Source organism: Frankia sp. CcI49 (assembly GCF_001983215.1).
In the GTDB taxonomy this organism is placed as follows: domain Bacteria; phylum Actinomycetota; class Actinomycetes; order Frankiales; family Frankiaceae; genus Parafrankia; species Parafrankia irregularis.
The window spans coordinates 64,208-77,379 of sequence record NZ_MOWP01000032.1 but is presented as its reverse complement, the minus strand read 5'-3'; the positions used below and the strand labels follow the sequence as shown (position 1 = coordinate 77,379).

General features: G+C 67.1%; 23 protein-coding genes. 8 read left to right on the top strand and 15 right to left on the bottom strand.

Features of this window, described 5'->3' with window-relative positions; genetic code table 11:
* Positions 1-338 precede the first annotated feature (338 nt).
* Complete coding sequence (locus CcI49_RS28790) at positions 339-941, top strand: hypothetical protein (RefSeq protein WP_076831375.1); 603 nt, start codon at positions 339-341, stop codon at positions 939-941.
* Here the strand turns inward: CcI49_RS28790 and CcI49_RS28785 are convergent.
* Positions 938-1,384 (bottom strand): hypothetical protein, encoded by a 447-nt coding sequence (locus CcI49_RS28785; protein ID WP_241840287.1) that lies wholly within the window; start codon positions 1,382-1,384, stop codon positions 938-940. The genes CcI49_RS28790 and CcI49_RS28785 overlap by 4 nt on opposite strands.
* 91 nt (positions 1,385-1,475) lie before the next feature.
* Here CcI49_RS28785 and CcI49_RS28780 point away from each other — a divergent pair, with 91 nt between their 5' ends.
* Entirely contained in the window at positions 1,476-2,036 is a 561-nt protein-coding gene (locus tag CcI49_RS28780; protein ID WP_241840286.1) for a hypothetical protein, read from the top strand.
* Between the two features lie 554 nt (positions 2,037-2,590).
* On the opposite strand, the gene CcI49_RS28775 is transcribed toward CcI49_RS28780, so the two are convergent.
* From CcI49_RS28775 to CcI49_RS28735, 9 genes are all read right to left on the bottom strand, one after another.
* Positions 2,591-2,770 carry a hypothetical protein gene (locus CcI49_RS28775; protein WP_076831367.1) on the bottom strand — a complete coding sequence of 60 codons (180 nt, stop codon included), beginning with the start codon at positions 2,768-2,770 and terminating at the stop codon, positions 2,591-2,593.
* Positions 2,771-2,849: 79 nt separating this feature from the next.
* On the bottom strand, positions 2,850-3,032 hold the full coding sequence (locus CcI49_RS44540; protein ID WP_076831364.1) for a helix-turn-helix domain-containing protein: 183 nt from the start codon (positions 3,030-3,032) through the stop codon (positions 2,850-2,852).
* A gap of 47 nt (positions 3,033-3,079) precedes the next feature.
* On the bottom strand, positions 3,080-3,349 hold the full coding sequence (locus CcI49_RS28765; protein WP_083749801.1) for an HNH endonuclease signature motif containing protein: 270 nt from the start codon (positions 3,347-3,349) through the stop codon (positions 3,080-3,082).
* A gap of 59 nt (positions 3,350-3,408) precedes the next feature.
* Positions 3,409-4,518, bottom strand: a complete 1,110-nt coding sequence (locus tag CcI49_RS42720; protein WP_198955654.1) for a hypothetical protein — start codon at positions 4,516-4,518, stop codon at positions 3,409-3,411.
* The gene (locus CcI49_RS28755; protein WP_076831359.1) at positions 4,515-4,946 is read right to left on the bottom strand and encodes a hypothetical protein; all 432 of its coding nucleotides are present in this window, start codon (positions 4,944-4,946) and stop codon (positions 4,515-4,517) included. Before CcI49_RS28755 ends, CcI49_RS42720 begins: the two co-directional genes overlap by 4 nt.
* Positions 4,921-5,220 (bottom strand): hypothetical protein, encoded by a 300-nt coding sequence (locus CcI49_RS28750; protein ID WP_076831356.1) that lies wholly within the window; start codon positions 5,218-5,220, stop codon positions 4,921-4,923. The genes CcI49_RS28755 and CcI49_RS28750 overlap by 26 nt, the downstream gene beginning before the upstream one ends.
* A gap of 14 nt (positions 5,221-5,234) precedes the next feature.
* Positions 5,235-5,738, bottom strand: coding sequence for a hypothetical protein (locus CcI49_RS28745; RefSeq protein WP_131831225.1), 504 nt, complete (start codon positions 5,736-5,738; stop codon positions 5,235-5,237).
* Positions 5,738-6,127, bottom strand: coding sequence for a hypothetical protein (locus tag CcI49_RS28740; protein WP_131831224.1), 390 nt, complete (start codon positions 6,125-6,127; stop codon positions 5,738-5,740). The genes CcI49_RS28745 and CcI49_RS28740 overlap by 1 nt, the downstream gene beginning before the upstream one ends.
* 91 nt (positions 6,128-6,218) lie before the next feature.
* Positions 6,219-6,434, bottom strand: coding sequence for a helix-turn-helix domain-containing protein (locus tag CcI49_RS28735; RefSeq protein WP_198955653.1), 216 nt, complete (start codon positions 6,432-6,434; stop codon positions 6,219-6,221).
* Between the two features lie 141 nt (positions 6,435-6,575).
* Here CcI49_RS28735 and CcI49_RS28730 point away from each other — a divergent pair, with 141 nt between their 5' ends.
* Complete coding sequence (locus tag CcI49_RS28730; RefSeq protein WP_076831347.1) at positions 6,576-7,337, top strand: GntR family transcriptional regulator; 762 nt, start codon at positions 6,576-6,578, stop codon at positions 7,335-7,337.
* A gap of 42 nt (positions 7,338-7,379) precedes the next feature.
* Here CcI49_RS28730 and CcI49_RS28725 read toward each other — a convergent pair whose 3' ends face one another.
* Positions 7,380-7,847: a hypothetical protein gene (locus CcI49_RS28725; RefSeq protein WP_076831344.1), complete on the bottom strand. Its 468-nt coding sequence runs from the start codon at positions 7,845-7,847 to the stop codon at positions 7,380-7,382.
* Between the two features lie 10 nt (positions 7,848-7,857).
* Entirely contained in the window at positions 7,858-8,046 is a 189-nt protein-coding gene (locus CcI49_RS41720) for a hypothetical protein (RefSeq protein ID WP_131831223.1), read from the bottom strand.
* Positions 8,047-8,238: 192 nt separating this feature from the next.
* Between CcI49_RS41720 and CcI49_RS28720 the strand changes: the two genes are divergently transcribed.
* Complete coding sequence (locus CcI49_RS28720) at positions 8,239-8,592, top strand: hypothetical protein (protein ID WP_131831222.1); 354 nt, start codon at positions 8,239-8,241, stop codon at positions 8,590-8,592.
* A gap of 12 nt (positions 8,593-8,604) precedes the next feature.
* On the opposite strand, the gene CcI49_RS28715 is transcribed toward CcI49_RS28720, so the two are convergent.
* On the bottom strand, positions 8,605-8,880 hold the full coding sequence (locus tag CcI49_RS28715; protein ID WP_076831337.1) for a helix-turn-helix domain-containing protein: 276 nt from the start codon (positions 8,878-8,880) through the stop codon (positions 8,605-8,607).
* A 231-nt stretch (positions 8,881-9,111) separates the two neighbouring features.
* Between CcI49_RS28715 and CcI49_RS28710 the strand changes: the two genes are divergently transcribed.
* Positions 9,112-9,531, top strand: coding sequence for a hypothetical protein (locus CcI49_RS28710; protein WP_076831334.1), 420 nt, complete (start codon positions 9,112-9,114; stop codon positions 9,529-9,531).
* Positions 9,532-9,577: 46 nt separating this feature from the next.
* Here CcI49_RS28710 and CcI49_RS28705 read toward each other — a convergent pair whose 3' ends face one another.
* Entirely contained in the window at positions 9,578-10,198 is a 621-nt protein-coding gene (locus tag CcI49_RS28705; protein WP_076831331.1) for a hypothetical protein, read from the bottom strand.
* Between the two features lie 131 nt (positions 10,199-10,329).
* Here CcI49_RS28705 and CcI49_RS28700 point away from each other — a divergent pair, with 131 nt between their 5' ends.
* The 3 genes from CcI49_RS28700 to CcI49_RS42260 all read left to right on the top strand — a co-directional run bounded on the left by CcI49_RS28700 (position 10,330) and on the right by CcI49_RS42260 (position 12,268).
* Positions 10,330-10,524 carry a sigma factor-like helix-turn-helix DNA-binding protein gene (locus CcI49_RS28700; RefSeq protein WP_076831328.1) on the top strand — a complete coding sequence of 65 codons (195 nt, stop codon included), beginning with the start codon at positions 10,330-10,332 and terminating at the stop codon, positions 10,522-10,524.
* Between the two features lie 344 nt (positions 10,525-10,868).
* Positions 10,869-11,273, top strand: a complete 405-nt coding sequence (locus CcI49_RS28695; RefSeq protein ID WP_076831325.1) for a hypothetical protein — start codon at positions 10,869-10,871, stop codon at positions 11,271-11,273.
* Between the two features lie 842 nt (positions 11,274-12,115).
* The gene (locus CcI49_RS42260) at positions 12,116-12,268 is read left to right on the top strand and encodes a hypothetical protein (RefSeq protein WP_158230826.1); all 153 of its coding nucleotides are present in this window, start codon (positions 12,116-12,118) and stop codon (positions 12,266-12,268) included.
* Between the two features lie 307 nt (positions 12,269-12,575).
* Here the strand turns inward: CcI49_RS42260 and CcI49_RS28690 are convergent, their stop codons facing one another.
* Positions 12,576-13,088, bottom strand: a complete 513-nt coding sequence (locus CcI49_RS28690; protein ID WP_076831828.1) for a hypothetical protein — start codon at positions 13,086-13,088, stop codon at positions 12,576-12,578.
* Positions 13,089-13,172: the final 84 nt, after the last annotated feature.

Below are 13,172 nucleotides of genomic sequence, written 5' to 3'. Positions count from 1 at the left end.
AGGGCCTCGGCGAGCTGACGCTGATTGAGTCCGGAGGCTTCACGCCGCCGGCGGAGCTCCTGCCCGAAAGACGCCGCCGGCGGAGCTCCTGCCCGAAAGCGTTGCCTCCCATGCCAGCAAAGTAGCTGGGCTGGTGCGGACTGTGAATAGGCCCTCACGTGGTCTAGGTGCTCGCCTAGTCGTTCACGTGTGCGCCTATCCAACGGCCTACGCCGCAGCCGAGTGCCCTGTGCAGGTGAGACGGAACGCTCGATTCGCGCGCCCGTCCAGGGGCCAACGGCCTTCTCCTGGACGTCCGGGAACGCACTGCCTGCCCCACTTCGAGCCAGGAGGCTCCCATGGACGCCAGCACCGCCACTCTGGAGCCGGAGACCAAGCCGGATCCGCGCTCCGTCGCCGCACGCGCGGGCGAGATCTTCGACGCGATCCGGGACCACGACCAGTACGACCGGTTGCGCACCAGCACGCTGAAGTACCCGGACTGCTGGGCCACCTTCACGGGGTATCCGATCATCGCCGAATGGGACCTTGAGGCTGACGGCCCACACCTGTTCACCGAGGCGCTCAAGGTCATGGCCATGAAGGCTGCGGTCTACGAGGAGACCGGCGACGAGCGCCTGGCCGAACTCGACGTGTCCGCGCCCGTCGACGAGATGGTGCACGCGCTGACCGCCCAGTTCACGATCCTCTGCCGGGTGCAGGCCGAGCTGGGACTCGTGTTCATCCACAGCACGGACAACGAGCGGTTCCAGTACGACAAGAACGGCTACACCGACCAGATCTACGCCGCGGCGAACTGGGGTGTGATGCCCCGCAGGTACTGGATCGGCCGGGCCGAGACCGAGCGCCGGCTGAGCGTCCTCTTCGAGCACTACGAGTCCATCGGTATCGAAGAGGGCGGTCGCCGGCACAACTTCACGTTCAGCTACACCACCGGCTAGCCGACCGCGGCCAGCGCAGCCCGCAGCGCGTCCACCACGACCGCCGGCGGGAATCTGCCCGCCGCGGCCTGCTCAGCGGTGGCGAGCACCTGATCGACCTGCCCCGGGTTTGTGTGCCGGACCAGCGCCGTCATCCACGCGGCGAGGCCCTCTGCTCGGTCCGGCAACGGCCCCGGGGCAGGTCCCTCCGACGTATCCGCCGGCCACGACTCCCCGCCGGAGGCGTACCGCCCCGCCGGAAAACCGATCTTCTCCGGGTGAACGCACACCGGCACCCCGGACTTTAGGTCCCGCCGGTAGCCCCGGCTGGTGTCGTACCGGCTGGCCGGGCCCAGCCCGTCCGCGATGTCGAAACGACCCGGGTCGTGCACCTGCCCGGGGCACACCGCACACAGATCATCCTCGTCCCAGGGGGGATCCATGTCGTCGCCATTGGCCGTCACCGGCCCATCATCGCCAGCGGTCGAGCCGGTCGGGGGGCCGGCTCGACGGTCTGTCCTCGCACCTCCACGACCCTTGGTTGTCACCGAGGCGATGGCCATTGCGCGCCGCTGGTGCGCTGGTCATGTCATCGACGGGGCACCCGCGTTCGTGCACGCCGTTCGCGTCGCGCGCACCCTCGGCCATCACATGCCAGACGCTCCACCCGCCCTCGTCGCCGCAGTGCTCCTGCATGACGTCCCGGACTACATGGACCCGCAGCGGGTCGGTGCCGAGGTCAGCGAGCAGTGCGGCAGCGAGACCCTGATCGACCTGTGGCTGATCCATGGCGAGCACATGGCGATGCAGCTGCACCGTTATGACCCGGACGAGGCTGCGCGCCGGCTGGCCCAGCTTCGCCCGGACATCGCAGCCGCCCTCGCAGCGGACAAGGTCGTCAGCATCGCCTACGTGCTTCGCGGCGCCCGGCAGGCTGCGGACGTCCGGGTCTACTGGGCCGAGCGGCGCGCGTTCCTTCTGGCAGTCCCCTACTTCCGTGCGTTCCTGGGTGCGGTGGCGCGGGTGTTGCCCGAGGGCTTGGCGGATGAGCTTGGGGGCTTGGTCTGGGAAGCGCGTCGCGCCGTCGTGCTCGCTGCCCAGACGACGACCGGTTGATCCGTACCGGTCACTGCCGAACACGTTCCGTAACAGCCGCCCTGGCTGGTGTCCACCGCTGATCGCGCAACCGGCCAGCATTTTGATGTTGCCGTAGCCGTCCGGCGGGAGGCGCGTCCGCCGTCACAGGACGACGGCACCCTCGGAGGTCTGGCGCCTGGGCGCGTCCTGCGGGCCGCCATCCGACTGGAGCGGCTCAGTGGGTCGCAGACGGCTGGCCCACTGTCGGATACCCGGAAGGGATGTTCGTGTCTCTGTGGCGGCAGGAGACCGCTTCGTGGCTGTCCCGCAGTTTTTCGCCGGCATCCTGCTCCACGGATCGTAACGTTCTGTGCTCAATCATGGGTCTGAAACCCTGGTCCCCGACCGCCGGTCAGGGTTTGGTGCCTCGCGTGCGCGCACGGGCGCGCAGTGGGCGTACCGAACCGTCCGGAGGGGGTCAGCCGGAAACTCCAGTGGGGTTTCTAGGGTTTCACTCTCTGTTACCGATGGTGGGATGTTGCAAGCTCGTCGGCAAGCCGGACGAGCGTCCGAGTGACGTCCCGCGCGGTCTCCTAGGCGGCTGCCGGCGACACATCGTTCATCACCGCGCGCAGGAAGTCGACGGCCGCGGACACCCGCTGAGACGGGTTGCGGGCTTCGCGGTAGCGCCGCCGGAACACGTCCTGTCGGCGGACGTGTGCGGCGGCGCGGCGGCGCTGTTCCGCGAGTTGGACGCGGGTGGGCCGTCCCACTGTTGAAATACCTCCTGAACTGGCGGAGAGGGGAGCCCCATCACTCCATGTGTTGATCTTGATCGGGCTGGCTAGTTGCTCACCGTCTGCTCGTGTTTTCCTTGACGTACGCCAACAGGTCGAGTGTCCGGTACCGCACCTGTCTACCGATCTTGATGTACTTCGGCCCGCGAGGCGGAGACATCGCCCGCCAGTTCTCCAGTGTCTTCGGCTTGATACACAAGATCTCTGCTACCTGATCCGGGGTCAGCAATGGCTCCACACACGTCCCTGTCTCTCGGTGCCTGCCTTCACCCAGACTTTGATCGTTTACGTGTCTCTCGGTCGGCGAACCGTCGCGGGGCCCACAGGGAGGTACGGGGAGGTCTGCCCGGCTGCCGCCGCGACCGGTGAGCCGCAACCGGCTGCGATCTCAGCGGCAAGAACCGTCACCCACTCAGCGACGGTCAGCGCACCCTTCGACGTCCCGCAGGGGGTGCAGGCGGGGGCGATATTCGCCAGCGCATTCGCCCCGCCTCGGGAGATCGGCACAATGTGATCAAGGTGGTCGGCGGGACGTATGCGGCAATACACGCACATCCCGCCCACCTGTTCGAAGAGACGCTGCCGGCACTCAGGAGACCGGCGGCGGCGCTGGCTCACGACGCCTCCCCGTCCCGCACCACGGCCAAGGGTTTGGTGCGGCGTGAGGCATGCTCAGCGACGATCCGTTTTGCACGGGTCTCACCGATGCCGAGGTCCGCTGCGGTGCGACGTAGCGACTGACCTGTGACCGTGTCACCGAGCCGATCCAGCTTGGTGAAAAGCTCGTCGTCGGTCTGCTTCGTCGACCGCGCCGAAGGCGGCACGGACACGCCGCGGTTGGTGCGCGTCGGCCGCCTCTCGGACTGCTTCGCAGGGCGCTTCGCGGACTGTGCCGCAGGCTCCTCAACCTGACTCGCGGGCTGGCTCGCGTCATGACTCGCCGCATCGAATTCACCCAGGTCAGACCCTGTACGTCGCGGAGCCTCCTCATCGTCCGCCGCAGCCTGCAAAGCGGGATGAGGTGCTGCGGCAGGCAGGTCGACCGGCGTTCCGTGTGGCGCCTCGACAGGCGCCGCGTCACCCACCCATGCGGTATCGACCGGCGGACGCCGCGACGCCTCCATCGCAAGCAGCTCGGCTGTCGCATGGTCCTGTGCACGAGCCACCTGACGGCGCACCGACGCGACGGCAAGCTGCGCACTGGCCGTGGAGATCTGTGCCGCGACCCACTGCGCGTCGGCGGGGGACAACTCCGGGCGGGTGGCCCGTCCGAGCGTCCACCACAGCAGCTTCGCGGTGATGGACACGGAYGCGCCGATGCAGGCGACGGCGACACCGCCGGTCTGCAGCCCTTCCAACCCGATAGCGGCCACAGCGACGGCCAGCAGCGCCCAACCGACCCGGTCAACCACCTTCCGCCGATCCGGCCGGAATCGAACGATGTACGCCATGCCGAGGGTGGCGAACCAGGCAAGGTCGAACACGCCGCCGGCCAAGTAGGCGGTCCACGTGCCGTTGAGCAGGTGCGCGATGCTCACCGTCGACCAGGTGATCGAGACGGCGGTGAGTGCCAGCACCAAGCCGCCGACCGCGCGGAYGGCGAGAGCGTCCCAGTCCCGGGGGAGGACGGGAACGGCGACCTGATGGGTGCGGGTGACCGGTTCGGTGACACCGTCGACCGTGTGGTCTTCGGTGTATTCCCGTTTTTCGATCTTGTACTTCATCGGGGGATCACCGCCTGCTCCGCGGCCTCGCCAATGCGAGCGTCGGCGAGGGCCATAAGCGCCCGGTAGGTGGCACAGGCCCCGGCGAGGAAACCGGCCTCGGACACGCGGCGTAGAACATCTCCCGGTTGGCGGCTGAGGCGGGTGGCGGCCACCAGACGGCCCCGCAGGGCCGTGTGACGCTGCCCGGACGGTGCCCGCATCGAACGGTGTGCGGAGATGGCGGCCGATGCGGCGCCGAGGGTGGCTTCGGTTCCGGCAACCCATCCGGCGGCGTGCGCCCTGCCGAACGGAGAGGCGGCAGCCCCGCCAGCCATCCGGCGGTGATCGGCCAAGTCGCCGATCAGGTTGTGGAAGCGAGCGACCGCGGTCAGCTCCGGCTCGTCGCCGAAGCCAGGAAGATCAGGCAGCGTAACCGGCGTGGACATGGCACCTCCCACAGGTCGGCGGGGCGAGGAGCGGATCAGGGTCGGTGACGACCTCGGGACGCGTGGCCCGCCAGGCAATCGCCAGCCGGTACAACTCGGTGACGGTCACCCCTGCGTCGTTCTTCAGATCCGGGTAGGTGCCCAGCTCGGTGACGAGCAGCTCCACTGATTCGGTGAACAGGTCGGCGAATGCGGCGGCGAGGGCCTCGCGGTAGGCGACGCTCAGGGCCACCGCTCGTGCGGTGGCCACCGAGGTCTCATCGATCAGGCTCATGGGCTGTCGGGGGGTTACTGGCCCCGGTTGGCGGCGTCGAGCCGGGCCTGATCCTCGTCGGACAGGTCCTGACCGTCGGCGGCGAGTTCCCGCAGCTCGGCGATCGTCCACGGACGCGGCTCCATCCGAACCTGGTTGAGCATGGCTGCGGCCTGCTGCAGGGCGTCCAAGCCGGCGGCCTGGCCCGTCGGCGCTGAGTACGGGACCAGGGACAGGATCCGGAACAGGGCATGCAGCAGGCCGGTGATGGCATCGTGAACGGCGGGACCGGTGGCCACGGGGTTGCCCGGAAGCTCACTCGGGCTGTAGCCCCAGGGGCGAAGAGTCGCGATGGACAGCAGGGCTCCCAGCTCGTGCAGTCCGTCGTCGTCCATCCAGCCGGTCAGCTCTGCGAGTTCCCGCAGCTGGCTTTCGTGGCCGGGACTGTAACGCCTGGTTTTGGTTGTGGCGTCCTGGTGCCTGCCGGCCAGTTCGACCAGGTCGGGGTGGGTGGCGAACATGTCGGGCGTGGGGGCCATCAGACGTCGCCCTGCTTGTGGTGCTGGATGTTCAGCATCCGGCGGGCGGCCTCGTCGAGGGCGGTTTCGAGCGGCCAGCCGTCGGCGATCTGCTCGACGAGCCAGTCTGCGAGGATCGCGAACTTCTGGCCGCTACGGGCGTCGAGGTCGACGATGTCGGGATGCGCACAGGCCGGGTGGAACATCGTCGCCGGGGTGACTGCGGCGTTGAAGGCGGTCAAGGGGCCGCGGGCGAGGCTCAGCAGGTCGGGGTGGGTGGCGAACATATCGGGCTGGCTGCCGCTGCTGCCGGGGATCATGTTCTTGATCTGGCGGCCCATGTGGCCGTCTTGGTCCAGCTCGGCGAGCTGCTCGGTGGTCGGCTCGGGCTCGGGCATGCTTGTAGGCACGGCGAACACGCCTTTCGTGGTTGGGAGTGTGTGTCGTCGAGGTCCCGTTCCGGTGTTGCGAGCACCGGGCGGGGCCGCTTGTTTCTCGGCCCTAGGTGGCGGCCGGGTCTGGGATGCGGCGGCGGATCGCGGTCACGACGGCTGCTGGGTAGCGGCGGTGGCCGGATGGCAGCCTGACCACCTCGATGTCACCGTCATTGGCCCATCGGCGCAGCGTGCTGGGGCTGATCCTTAGTTCCCGCTGCACTTCTGCCGGGGTCATCAGCTCCGTGTCGTCGTCGATCGGCGCGGCCGGGGGATCCGGCAACTGTGGCTCCTTCGGCTGATCTGGTTGATCTGACATGAGGATCATACGGCGACTTGCCTAGACATGTCTAGGGGAGTTTTGGGATGTGTCGCCGGGCCTTGTAAAGACAGGTAGGACAGCGATCCGGTAGCGTTCATTTCCATGGCAGGCGATTCGCTCGGACGAGCCCTCTACCTGCGCATCGCCGACGACCTGCGCAGGAAGATCACCTCCGGTGATCTAGCTCCCGACCAGCGAATCGGCTCCGAGAAGTCCTTGGCCGCTGATTGGTCGACCACTCGCCAGACGATCCGCGAGGCACTCGACGTCCTCGTCGCCGAAGGCCTGATCGTCAGGCGCCACGGACAAGGATCGTTCGTGAGGCGACGCCCACCCGTCGCGGTCCGTTGGTCTACCCGCTACAGGCGGCCCACCGCGGGCGAGTCGTCACCGTTCGCGCAAGACGCCCGGAACGGCGGTGCCGAGCCGGACTGGACGTGGGAAACGCAGCGCGTCCGCGCAGACGAGAAGATCGCGAAGCGGCTCGGCATCGCGGCCGGGGAGTACGTAATGCGAACGGCCTACGTCTTCCGCGCCAACGGCCAGCCCACTCAGTCGTCGACAAGCTGGGAGCCATTCGCGCTCGTCGGCGGCACCCCGATCGAGGAGCCCGAAGGCGTAGACGGCCCATCGGGTGTGATCGCCCGCATGGACACGATCGGCGTGCACGTGGATCGCGTCACCGAGGTCCCGCGGCCACGACCGCCTACCGAGGCCGAACAGCGCCTACTCGACATACCGGCTGGGATCTGGGTTACGGAGATCGAGCGCACCCACTGGGCGGGCGACCGAGCGGTGGAGACAGCTGACATCGTGATCCCCACCGACCGGTACGTGCTCGCCTATGAAATCGCCGTGTCCTGAGTCGACGCGCCCACCCGGAGCTGTGCAGGCCCTCTCGGCGTTCTAAGCATCCGGTGATGGTGAGTCGCTGAACGTCTCAAGCGCCCATATTGTGTGCACGTGGCGCCGGGTCGGCTCTCGGACGCGCCGCTGCTCTGCCTCGGCTGGGACGTAGATTCGCCAGGCGACCGCACAAATAGCGTCAGCCAAACGGCGACCTGCCGCACCCTCGACGCCGGAATAGCCGACCTCCTGGTCGAGAACACTCCACATGGCCGGCTGTTCACCGTCGAAGAACATCAAACAGTACGAAGCTAGGTCGCGGGCGTCTCCGGCGCTAGCCTCGTCGGTCGACAGGCGGTGGATATACCAAGCCAGCTTGCCCACGATGTACGCCGGATCGTTGTCCATCCAACGCGCGTTTGACGCAGCTGTCCAGAAGTCGCCGTTCGTCTTCAGATACGGTGCGGGGAGGAGGTCGAGGAGGTCTAGGAGAAGGTCGATGTCCGACCGGTCTGCTGGAAGTTCCATAAGGCGTGCCTCACCATGCCCTGTTCAGATACTGTTCCAGCTGGTCGGCCAGATGAGCCATCTCCTCCGCAATCACCACTGCTCGACTTCGTGCGTCAAGGTCGCTATGTTTTCCGGTGGCGACGTATCCCTCGTAGACTCTGCCCGCGGCTTCGACGGCGATCTGTCGGTTGCGGGCTTGCGTCTCGGGCAAGGTCATACCGCGATGGTGAGGGGCTCCGTGTTCCCTGTACTGGGATCGACTGAAGCGGTCCGGAAGTGGGATCATCCGGTGTAGCCTGGAGGCTTTCCGGCGTTCTTGTTTGCTTTGGCGAAGTCGTGCCAGTCTGCACCTGCAGCAACGCATGGCGGTATGGTCCGGCTTGTCTAGATCCTCGGGCTGGGAGCGACGATGAGTAGCGCAAGACGGACCTATATTCACCGCACACCCCTGTCGATCAGCGCTGCGACTGGGTGGCGGGCAATCTACATTCAGGAACCCGACCAGGATGTGCTGTGGATCGACGAGGCGCTCTTGGCCTGGGGCGTCTTCCACCATGAAGAGCGCCCTGTGGCCGGAACTACCGGCCCCACGGTTGACCAGGGGAACCACATCGAAGGCGTCGTGCACACCGGAACGGATCTCGGGTCGTTCCCTGACTCGGCCGAGGAGATCGGCAACTTCTGGCACTATCGTCGGATCGATGATCCCGACCCGACACGGGAGGAGGCCAAGGCAGAGCAGGCACGTCGCCAGCGGCGGTAGCCGGCTGGCCGCCTACTCTGCTTTCGGCTTCCGCGGGCCGGTGACGCGACGCCGGGTCTGGGCGGCCTCCAGTTCTCTGYCGATCTTCGCGACGGTGGCGTGGTCGCAGACGAGCCACGCCTCGACAGCTTCGATCGGGATGAAGACGCGAGCGGACTTCCCCGGGCTTCGTTTGACCCCAGGAAGATCGCCGGATCGCCATCTGTCGCCGATCGTCTGGTAGTGCATGTTGCTCATCTCGGCGACCTCGCGGAGCGACATCCATCGGCGAGAGGTGAACACGGCCATGTCTCATCGTGGACATGGCCGTTTCATGCCGTGCCCAGCCATCGCCGGGGACCACGCTCAGACCATCGAGGCAAATCGGGCGAAGCGGTCAGTATGTCACGGGGACCGCGAAGCTTCACGCGAGATCGGCTTTCGTCGGCAACTTGAGGTCAACTACCTTGCGTGGTTAATTTTGGTGCTTTCGGTAGCGTCACGCACTCGTCGATGTGTGTTGCCTGCGGGCAGACACCGATGGCCCGCCTCATTGGCGAGATCCCGGAGGACTGCCCATGCCTGGAGAGCCGTGCGACTGCGTGTATCCATTGCGGCGCCGCGACCTTCGCCGATCTTGGGAGCGGGAGCGGGAGCGAGCCAGAGAAGTCGTGCGCGCGATGCGAGAGTGAGGCCACAGTTCGCCGGCAGATCGTTGACGCCTCCACACTCGGGCTCGTCTTCGAGGACGAACTGCTGTGCGGCTACCACGAGGACRAGGCAAAGGCGCATGAGGACGAAGACATCGAAGATGAGCCTCGTCCTGGTGGCTTCAAAGTGACGGTCAAGTACATCGATGTCGATGAGGAGTCAGAGCACCCCTATGGGATGCTGAGGCTCGGTGAGCATGGACCGCATTTGCGTGGTCTGGGCGGTGGCCTGACCGAACCCCCGCTGTAGCGCGCTCGACGCGCCACCAGTCTCACCTCGCGTTGGGCCGTATTGCTCAGGCTGCCGCTGCGGCTACCTCGACGGCAGGTGTGAAGGTGACCTTCAGTGTGGCCGCGACCGGTCGCATCGGAACCTCGCCGAGACCGGCGCGGGCGTAGTCGGCGCGGATCCGGTCAAGGTCGGGGGTCTGCCGGGCGGACTCGACACGCTCGACGATCGCGCGGCCGTACACGCCGGCTGGGATGCGGTCGAGGAGCTTGCGGGCCTTGCGCTTGGCCCGGTCTGCGGCGCGGGCGTCGTCGGCGGCCTGGTCGTAGTCGCCGGCAGTGGCCTCGATGACCTCGACCGGCGGCAGGTTGTCGATGGTGAGCATCGGCACGACCGGGGCGGCCTCGACGGTCGGGGTGGGCGCTGGGGTGCGGCAGTCGCACTCGGCGATCGGCAGGCCGGGGAAGCCGACGTTGGCCTCACAGCCGAAGGAGCTGTGCTGATCGGGTCCGTGGTCACAGCAGGCGGGCGCGGGCGGTGCCGAGATGACCGGCGCCAAGGCAACCTGTCCGGTGGTGGCAGCGTCCAGGCGTTCAAGGATGCGGACGGCGGTGGCTACGGCGACCCGGTGGGCGGCCTGGGTGAGCCGCTGGCGGACGGTGGTGCGGGATACGCGGTAGAACAGCATCGCGGGTCTCCTGTGTTGGCAGGTGGTCCGTAGGCCCCGGCTGGGAGGTAGGAGTCCCGGTTCGGGGCCACTTAGGTTGTGCAGTGCACAACCTACAGGGGAGTTGTGTACTGCACAAGTACGATGTCCGCATGGGAGACGTGCCGCAGCTCTGGACCACCAAGGACATCGGCGCCCGGCTCGGCATCAGCCGGGAGCGGGCCCGCCAGCTGAGTCACGACGAGGCGTTCCCCGCCCCGATCGGCCGGGTCGGGCACATCCGCATGTGGTCCGCAGACGACATCGAGCGGTGGGCCGGCGAGAACAGGCCAGACAAGGCGGAGTAGGTCGCAACCCGAAATCCGCAAAAGCCTGCAAAACCCGCGAAGATCCAGTTGTAAAACCGCAGTTCAGAGCTGGTACTGCGGGGATTGCGGGGTTTGCGGTATTAGATTCCGACTGAGTGGCGAGGCGGTGCCTCGACGAAGCCGTCCAGACACCCGCTAGGCCAGAGCCCCTCGACCGGCCGGGTCGTCCTGTCAGCCGGGTAGTCATGGGCATGCCGACCGCCGGTCACACCTGGTTCCTGAAGCAGCGCCCCGGCTGCGGCGTGGTCGTTGGCTGGCGAGGAAGGGCACGTCGGCCCCGACGCGGCGGCCCGCTACCCTGACCCCCTCACACGGGGGGACACATGCGGACACACACCGTCTTTGGCGCGCTCGCGATCGCCGCGCTCACGCTCACCGCAGGATGCGRCACCACGCCCGAATCAGCCGTCACGGCACCCACCACACCAGCCCTCACCCCGTACCAGCGCGCCTATCCCGTCATCTGTCAGGGCGCCACCCCAACCACCCCGCCCACCGATGCGCCGACCCTCGACCCCCGACCCGAATACGTCCGCTTCTCCTGGCGGCAAGGCTTCTGCCGCGGCCAAGAAGGCGTCGACCTCCTCGATGGCGCTACCTACAGCACCCTCCACGACAAAGCCGTGGCTGCGGCACGCGAAGGCGACGCCGCCCGCCAGGCACTCACTGCCACCCCGCCACGCTGCGCCGACGTCATCGGCACCCCGGTAGAGGACTTCTGCCCCTAAGTAGGTCCGCGGTACGACGACCGGCCGCCGTCACGGACTGTCACCCCGTCGCGGGATGGCCCGGTGCGGGTACCGGTGCGGACATGGTGCGGACACCGGGCTCACTTTCGGCCATCCGACGGCCCTCGTCCGCACCCGTCCGAGGCTCAAAACCCCTTATGTTTCAGGGGATTCCGCCTACTCGCACTCTCGCTCACCCGGTGGCCGGTGGGGTTCGATTCCCGCCACCTCCACCACGATGCGTAACAATGCCCTGACCTGGGTAAATAGGTAAGAGCTATGAGATTTGACGTTTGATCGAGTAGTAGATACCCAGGTCGGGGCGTTGATCGGTTGGTTCGACTCCTTGGAAGTCGCCGGAGGTTCCGACTGCGGAGCGTAGTGGTGTGGCGATTTCGTCGCAGTATCGATCCGTGTCGCAGTATCGATCCGTACAGGTCCGTGGGCAATTTTGTGATCATGCTGGCGGATCGGTGGCGCGCGCGGGGGAGCTTTTCCGGGCCGCGTGCGGGCGCGCGGAGTGAGGCTGATGGCCTGTTGATCCATCTAGGTCCTCGTGACCTCGCGGCCGAGTAGGGGCAGCTGGCCTGATCGCCGTCGTTCCCCGCTGGAGGGATCTCCGATCGGCTTGGCCTCCGCGTAGCCGATGCTGGTGACCGGCGCTGTGATGGCGTTTCTGGTCTCTTGCCTGCTGTCCGCTGTGTCCGCGCCGCAGGTCTGGCTGCTGGGGGTCTCGTTTGTGCTGGCCGGCGTCGGGATCGGGATCGGGTGCGCGGAGACCGCGGAGGTCGCCGCGTCCGCTCCGGAGAAGATCCGCAGGTCGGCGTTCGGGCCGCGCCACCATGCAGGCGGTCGGGAACATCGACACCAGTGGCGTCGCCGGGCTCCTGTACACGGTGGCCTCACCGGTGTTCGGGTTCGGCTACCTCGCGGCCTGGATGGCGCTCGCGCTCGTGGTGCTTCTGCGGGCGACGCGGAAAACCCCCAGCGGGTAGCCGGTGCGCACCCGCCGGCCACACATCCTTCCGCGCCGTAGCCGGCGTTACTTGGACGGGACGGGATGGCGTGCCGGGGTGCAACCGGATGCTTTCACACGTTGCTGACCAGCCCGAGAAGGATCGCGGTCGGCTCGTCCTCAGCGTTGCTGGCGTTCGGAACGGACGCAGGGTCCGTCGGCCTGCATGGCATCGAAGACTTCGCCTCGTCCCGAACGGTCCCCACTCCACCTACATAGCCATCAACATCGAGAGTGTCCGATCAACAGCTTCATTGCGTTCTCTAGGGGAGTGCCAGCAGCGGGGTTCAACATTTGCTGTTGGTGAATGTGAGTGTGGTGACGAGCCAGGTGTTTTCGTGGCGGGTCAGCGCGGCGGTGATGCACTGCTGGGACGGGGTGTTGGGTATGGGCCGTCGGGTCTGGCGGTCTTCCAGGGGCCAGAGGGTCCAGTCCTGGCTGTCGGTGACCTGGCCGGCGTCGTTGCTTCTGTTGGTGACCTGTGGGTGGGACGCGTAGCCGGGTTTGATCGTGCGTATATATCCACTGTTGGTGTAGCCGCGAATAACTGCTTGTGCCCATTTGAGGGCTTGTCCGTCGGCGTGGCGGGTCATGAGTGGGTAGTCCGGTTCGCCGCGGCTCTGGGCGTCGGTGAAGGCGGCCCAGAACTGGAGGTAGGTGTCGTTGATTGGGTCGCCGGTGGAGTGGATCGTCAGGGAAGGGCCTGGGGAGGTATGCGGCGTCGTCGGCTCGGTGGTGGGCGGGTGTGGGGAGCAGCCGGTGAGGAGCAGGCTGCTGACCAGTAGTGATCCCCAGGTCAACCGACCGGCGGTTCGAATGCGGGGTGTGTTCCGGCGCGGAGCCGGCACCGCCGCGGATGCGTGGGGGTGCCGGCGTCGGCTGAC

Bases quoted from the DNA above. Each gene is read 5' to 3' on its own strand.
- CcI49_RS28790 (WP_076831375.1), top strand. From the start codon at position 339: ATGGACGCCAGCACCGCCACTCTGGAGCCGGAGACCAAGCCGGATCCG.
- CcI49_RS28780 (WP_241840286.1), top strand. From the start codon at position 1,476: ATGGCCATTGCGCGCCGCTGGTGCGCTGGTCATGTCATCGACGGGGCA.
- CcI49_RS28765 (WP_083749801.1), bottom strand. From the start codon at position 3,349: ATGTGCGTGTATTGCCGCATACGTCCCGCCGACCACCTTGATCACATT.
- CcI49_RS28755 (WP_076831359.1), bottom strand. From the start codon at position 4,946: ATGTCCACGCCGGTTACGCTGCCTGATCTTCCTGGCTTCGGCGACGAG.
- CcI49_RS28750 (WP_076831356.1), bottom strand. From the start codon at position 5,220: ATGAGCCTGATCGATGAGACCTCGGTGGCCACCGCACGAGCGGTGGCC.
- CcI49_RS28745 (WP_131831225.1), bottom strand. From the start codon at position 5,738: ATGGCCCCCACGCCCGACATGTTCGCCACCCACCCCGACCTGGTCGAA.
- CcI49_RS28730 (WP_076831347.1), top strand. From the start codon at position 6,576: ATGGCAGGCGATTCGCTCGGACGAGCCCTCTACCTGCGCATCGCCGAC.
- CcI49_RS28725 (WP_076831344.1), bottom strand. From the start codon at position 7,847: ATGGAACTTCCAGCAGACCGGTCGGACATCGACCTTCTCCTAGACCTC.
- CcI49_RS41720 (WP_131831223.1), bottom strand. From the start codon at position 8,046: ATGACCTTGCCCGAGACGCAAGCCCGCAACCGACAGATCGCCGTCGAA.
- CcI49_RS28720 (WP_131831222.1), top strand. From the start codon at position 8,239: ATGAGTAGCGCAAGACGGACCTATATTCACCGCACACCCCTGTCGATC.
- CcI49_RS28705 (WP_076831331.1), bottom strand. From the start codon at position 10,198: ATGCTGTTCTACCGCGTATCCCGCACCACCGTCCGCCAGCGGCTCACC.
- CcI49_RS28700 (WP_076831328.1), top strand. From the start codon at position 10,330: ATGGGAGACGTGCCGCAGCTCTGGACCACCAAGGACATCGGCGCCCGG.
- CcI49_RS42260 (WP_158230826.1), top strand. From the start codon at position 12,116: ATGCAGGCGGTCGGGAACATCGACACCAGTGGCGTCGCCGGGCTCCTG.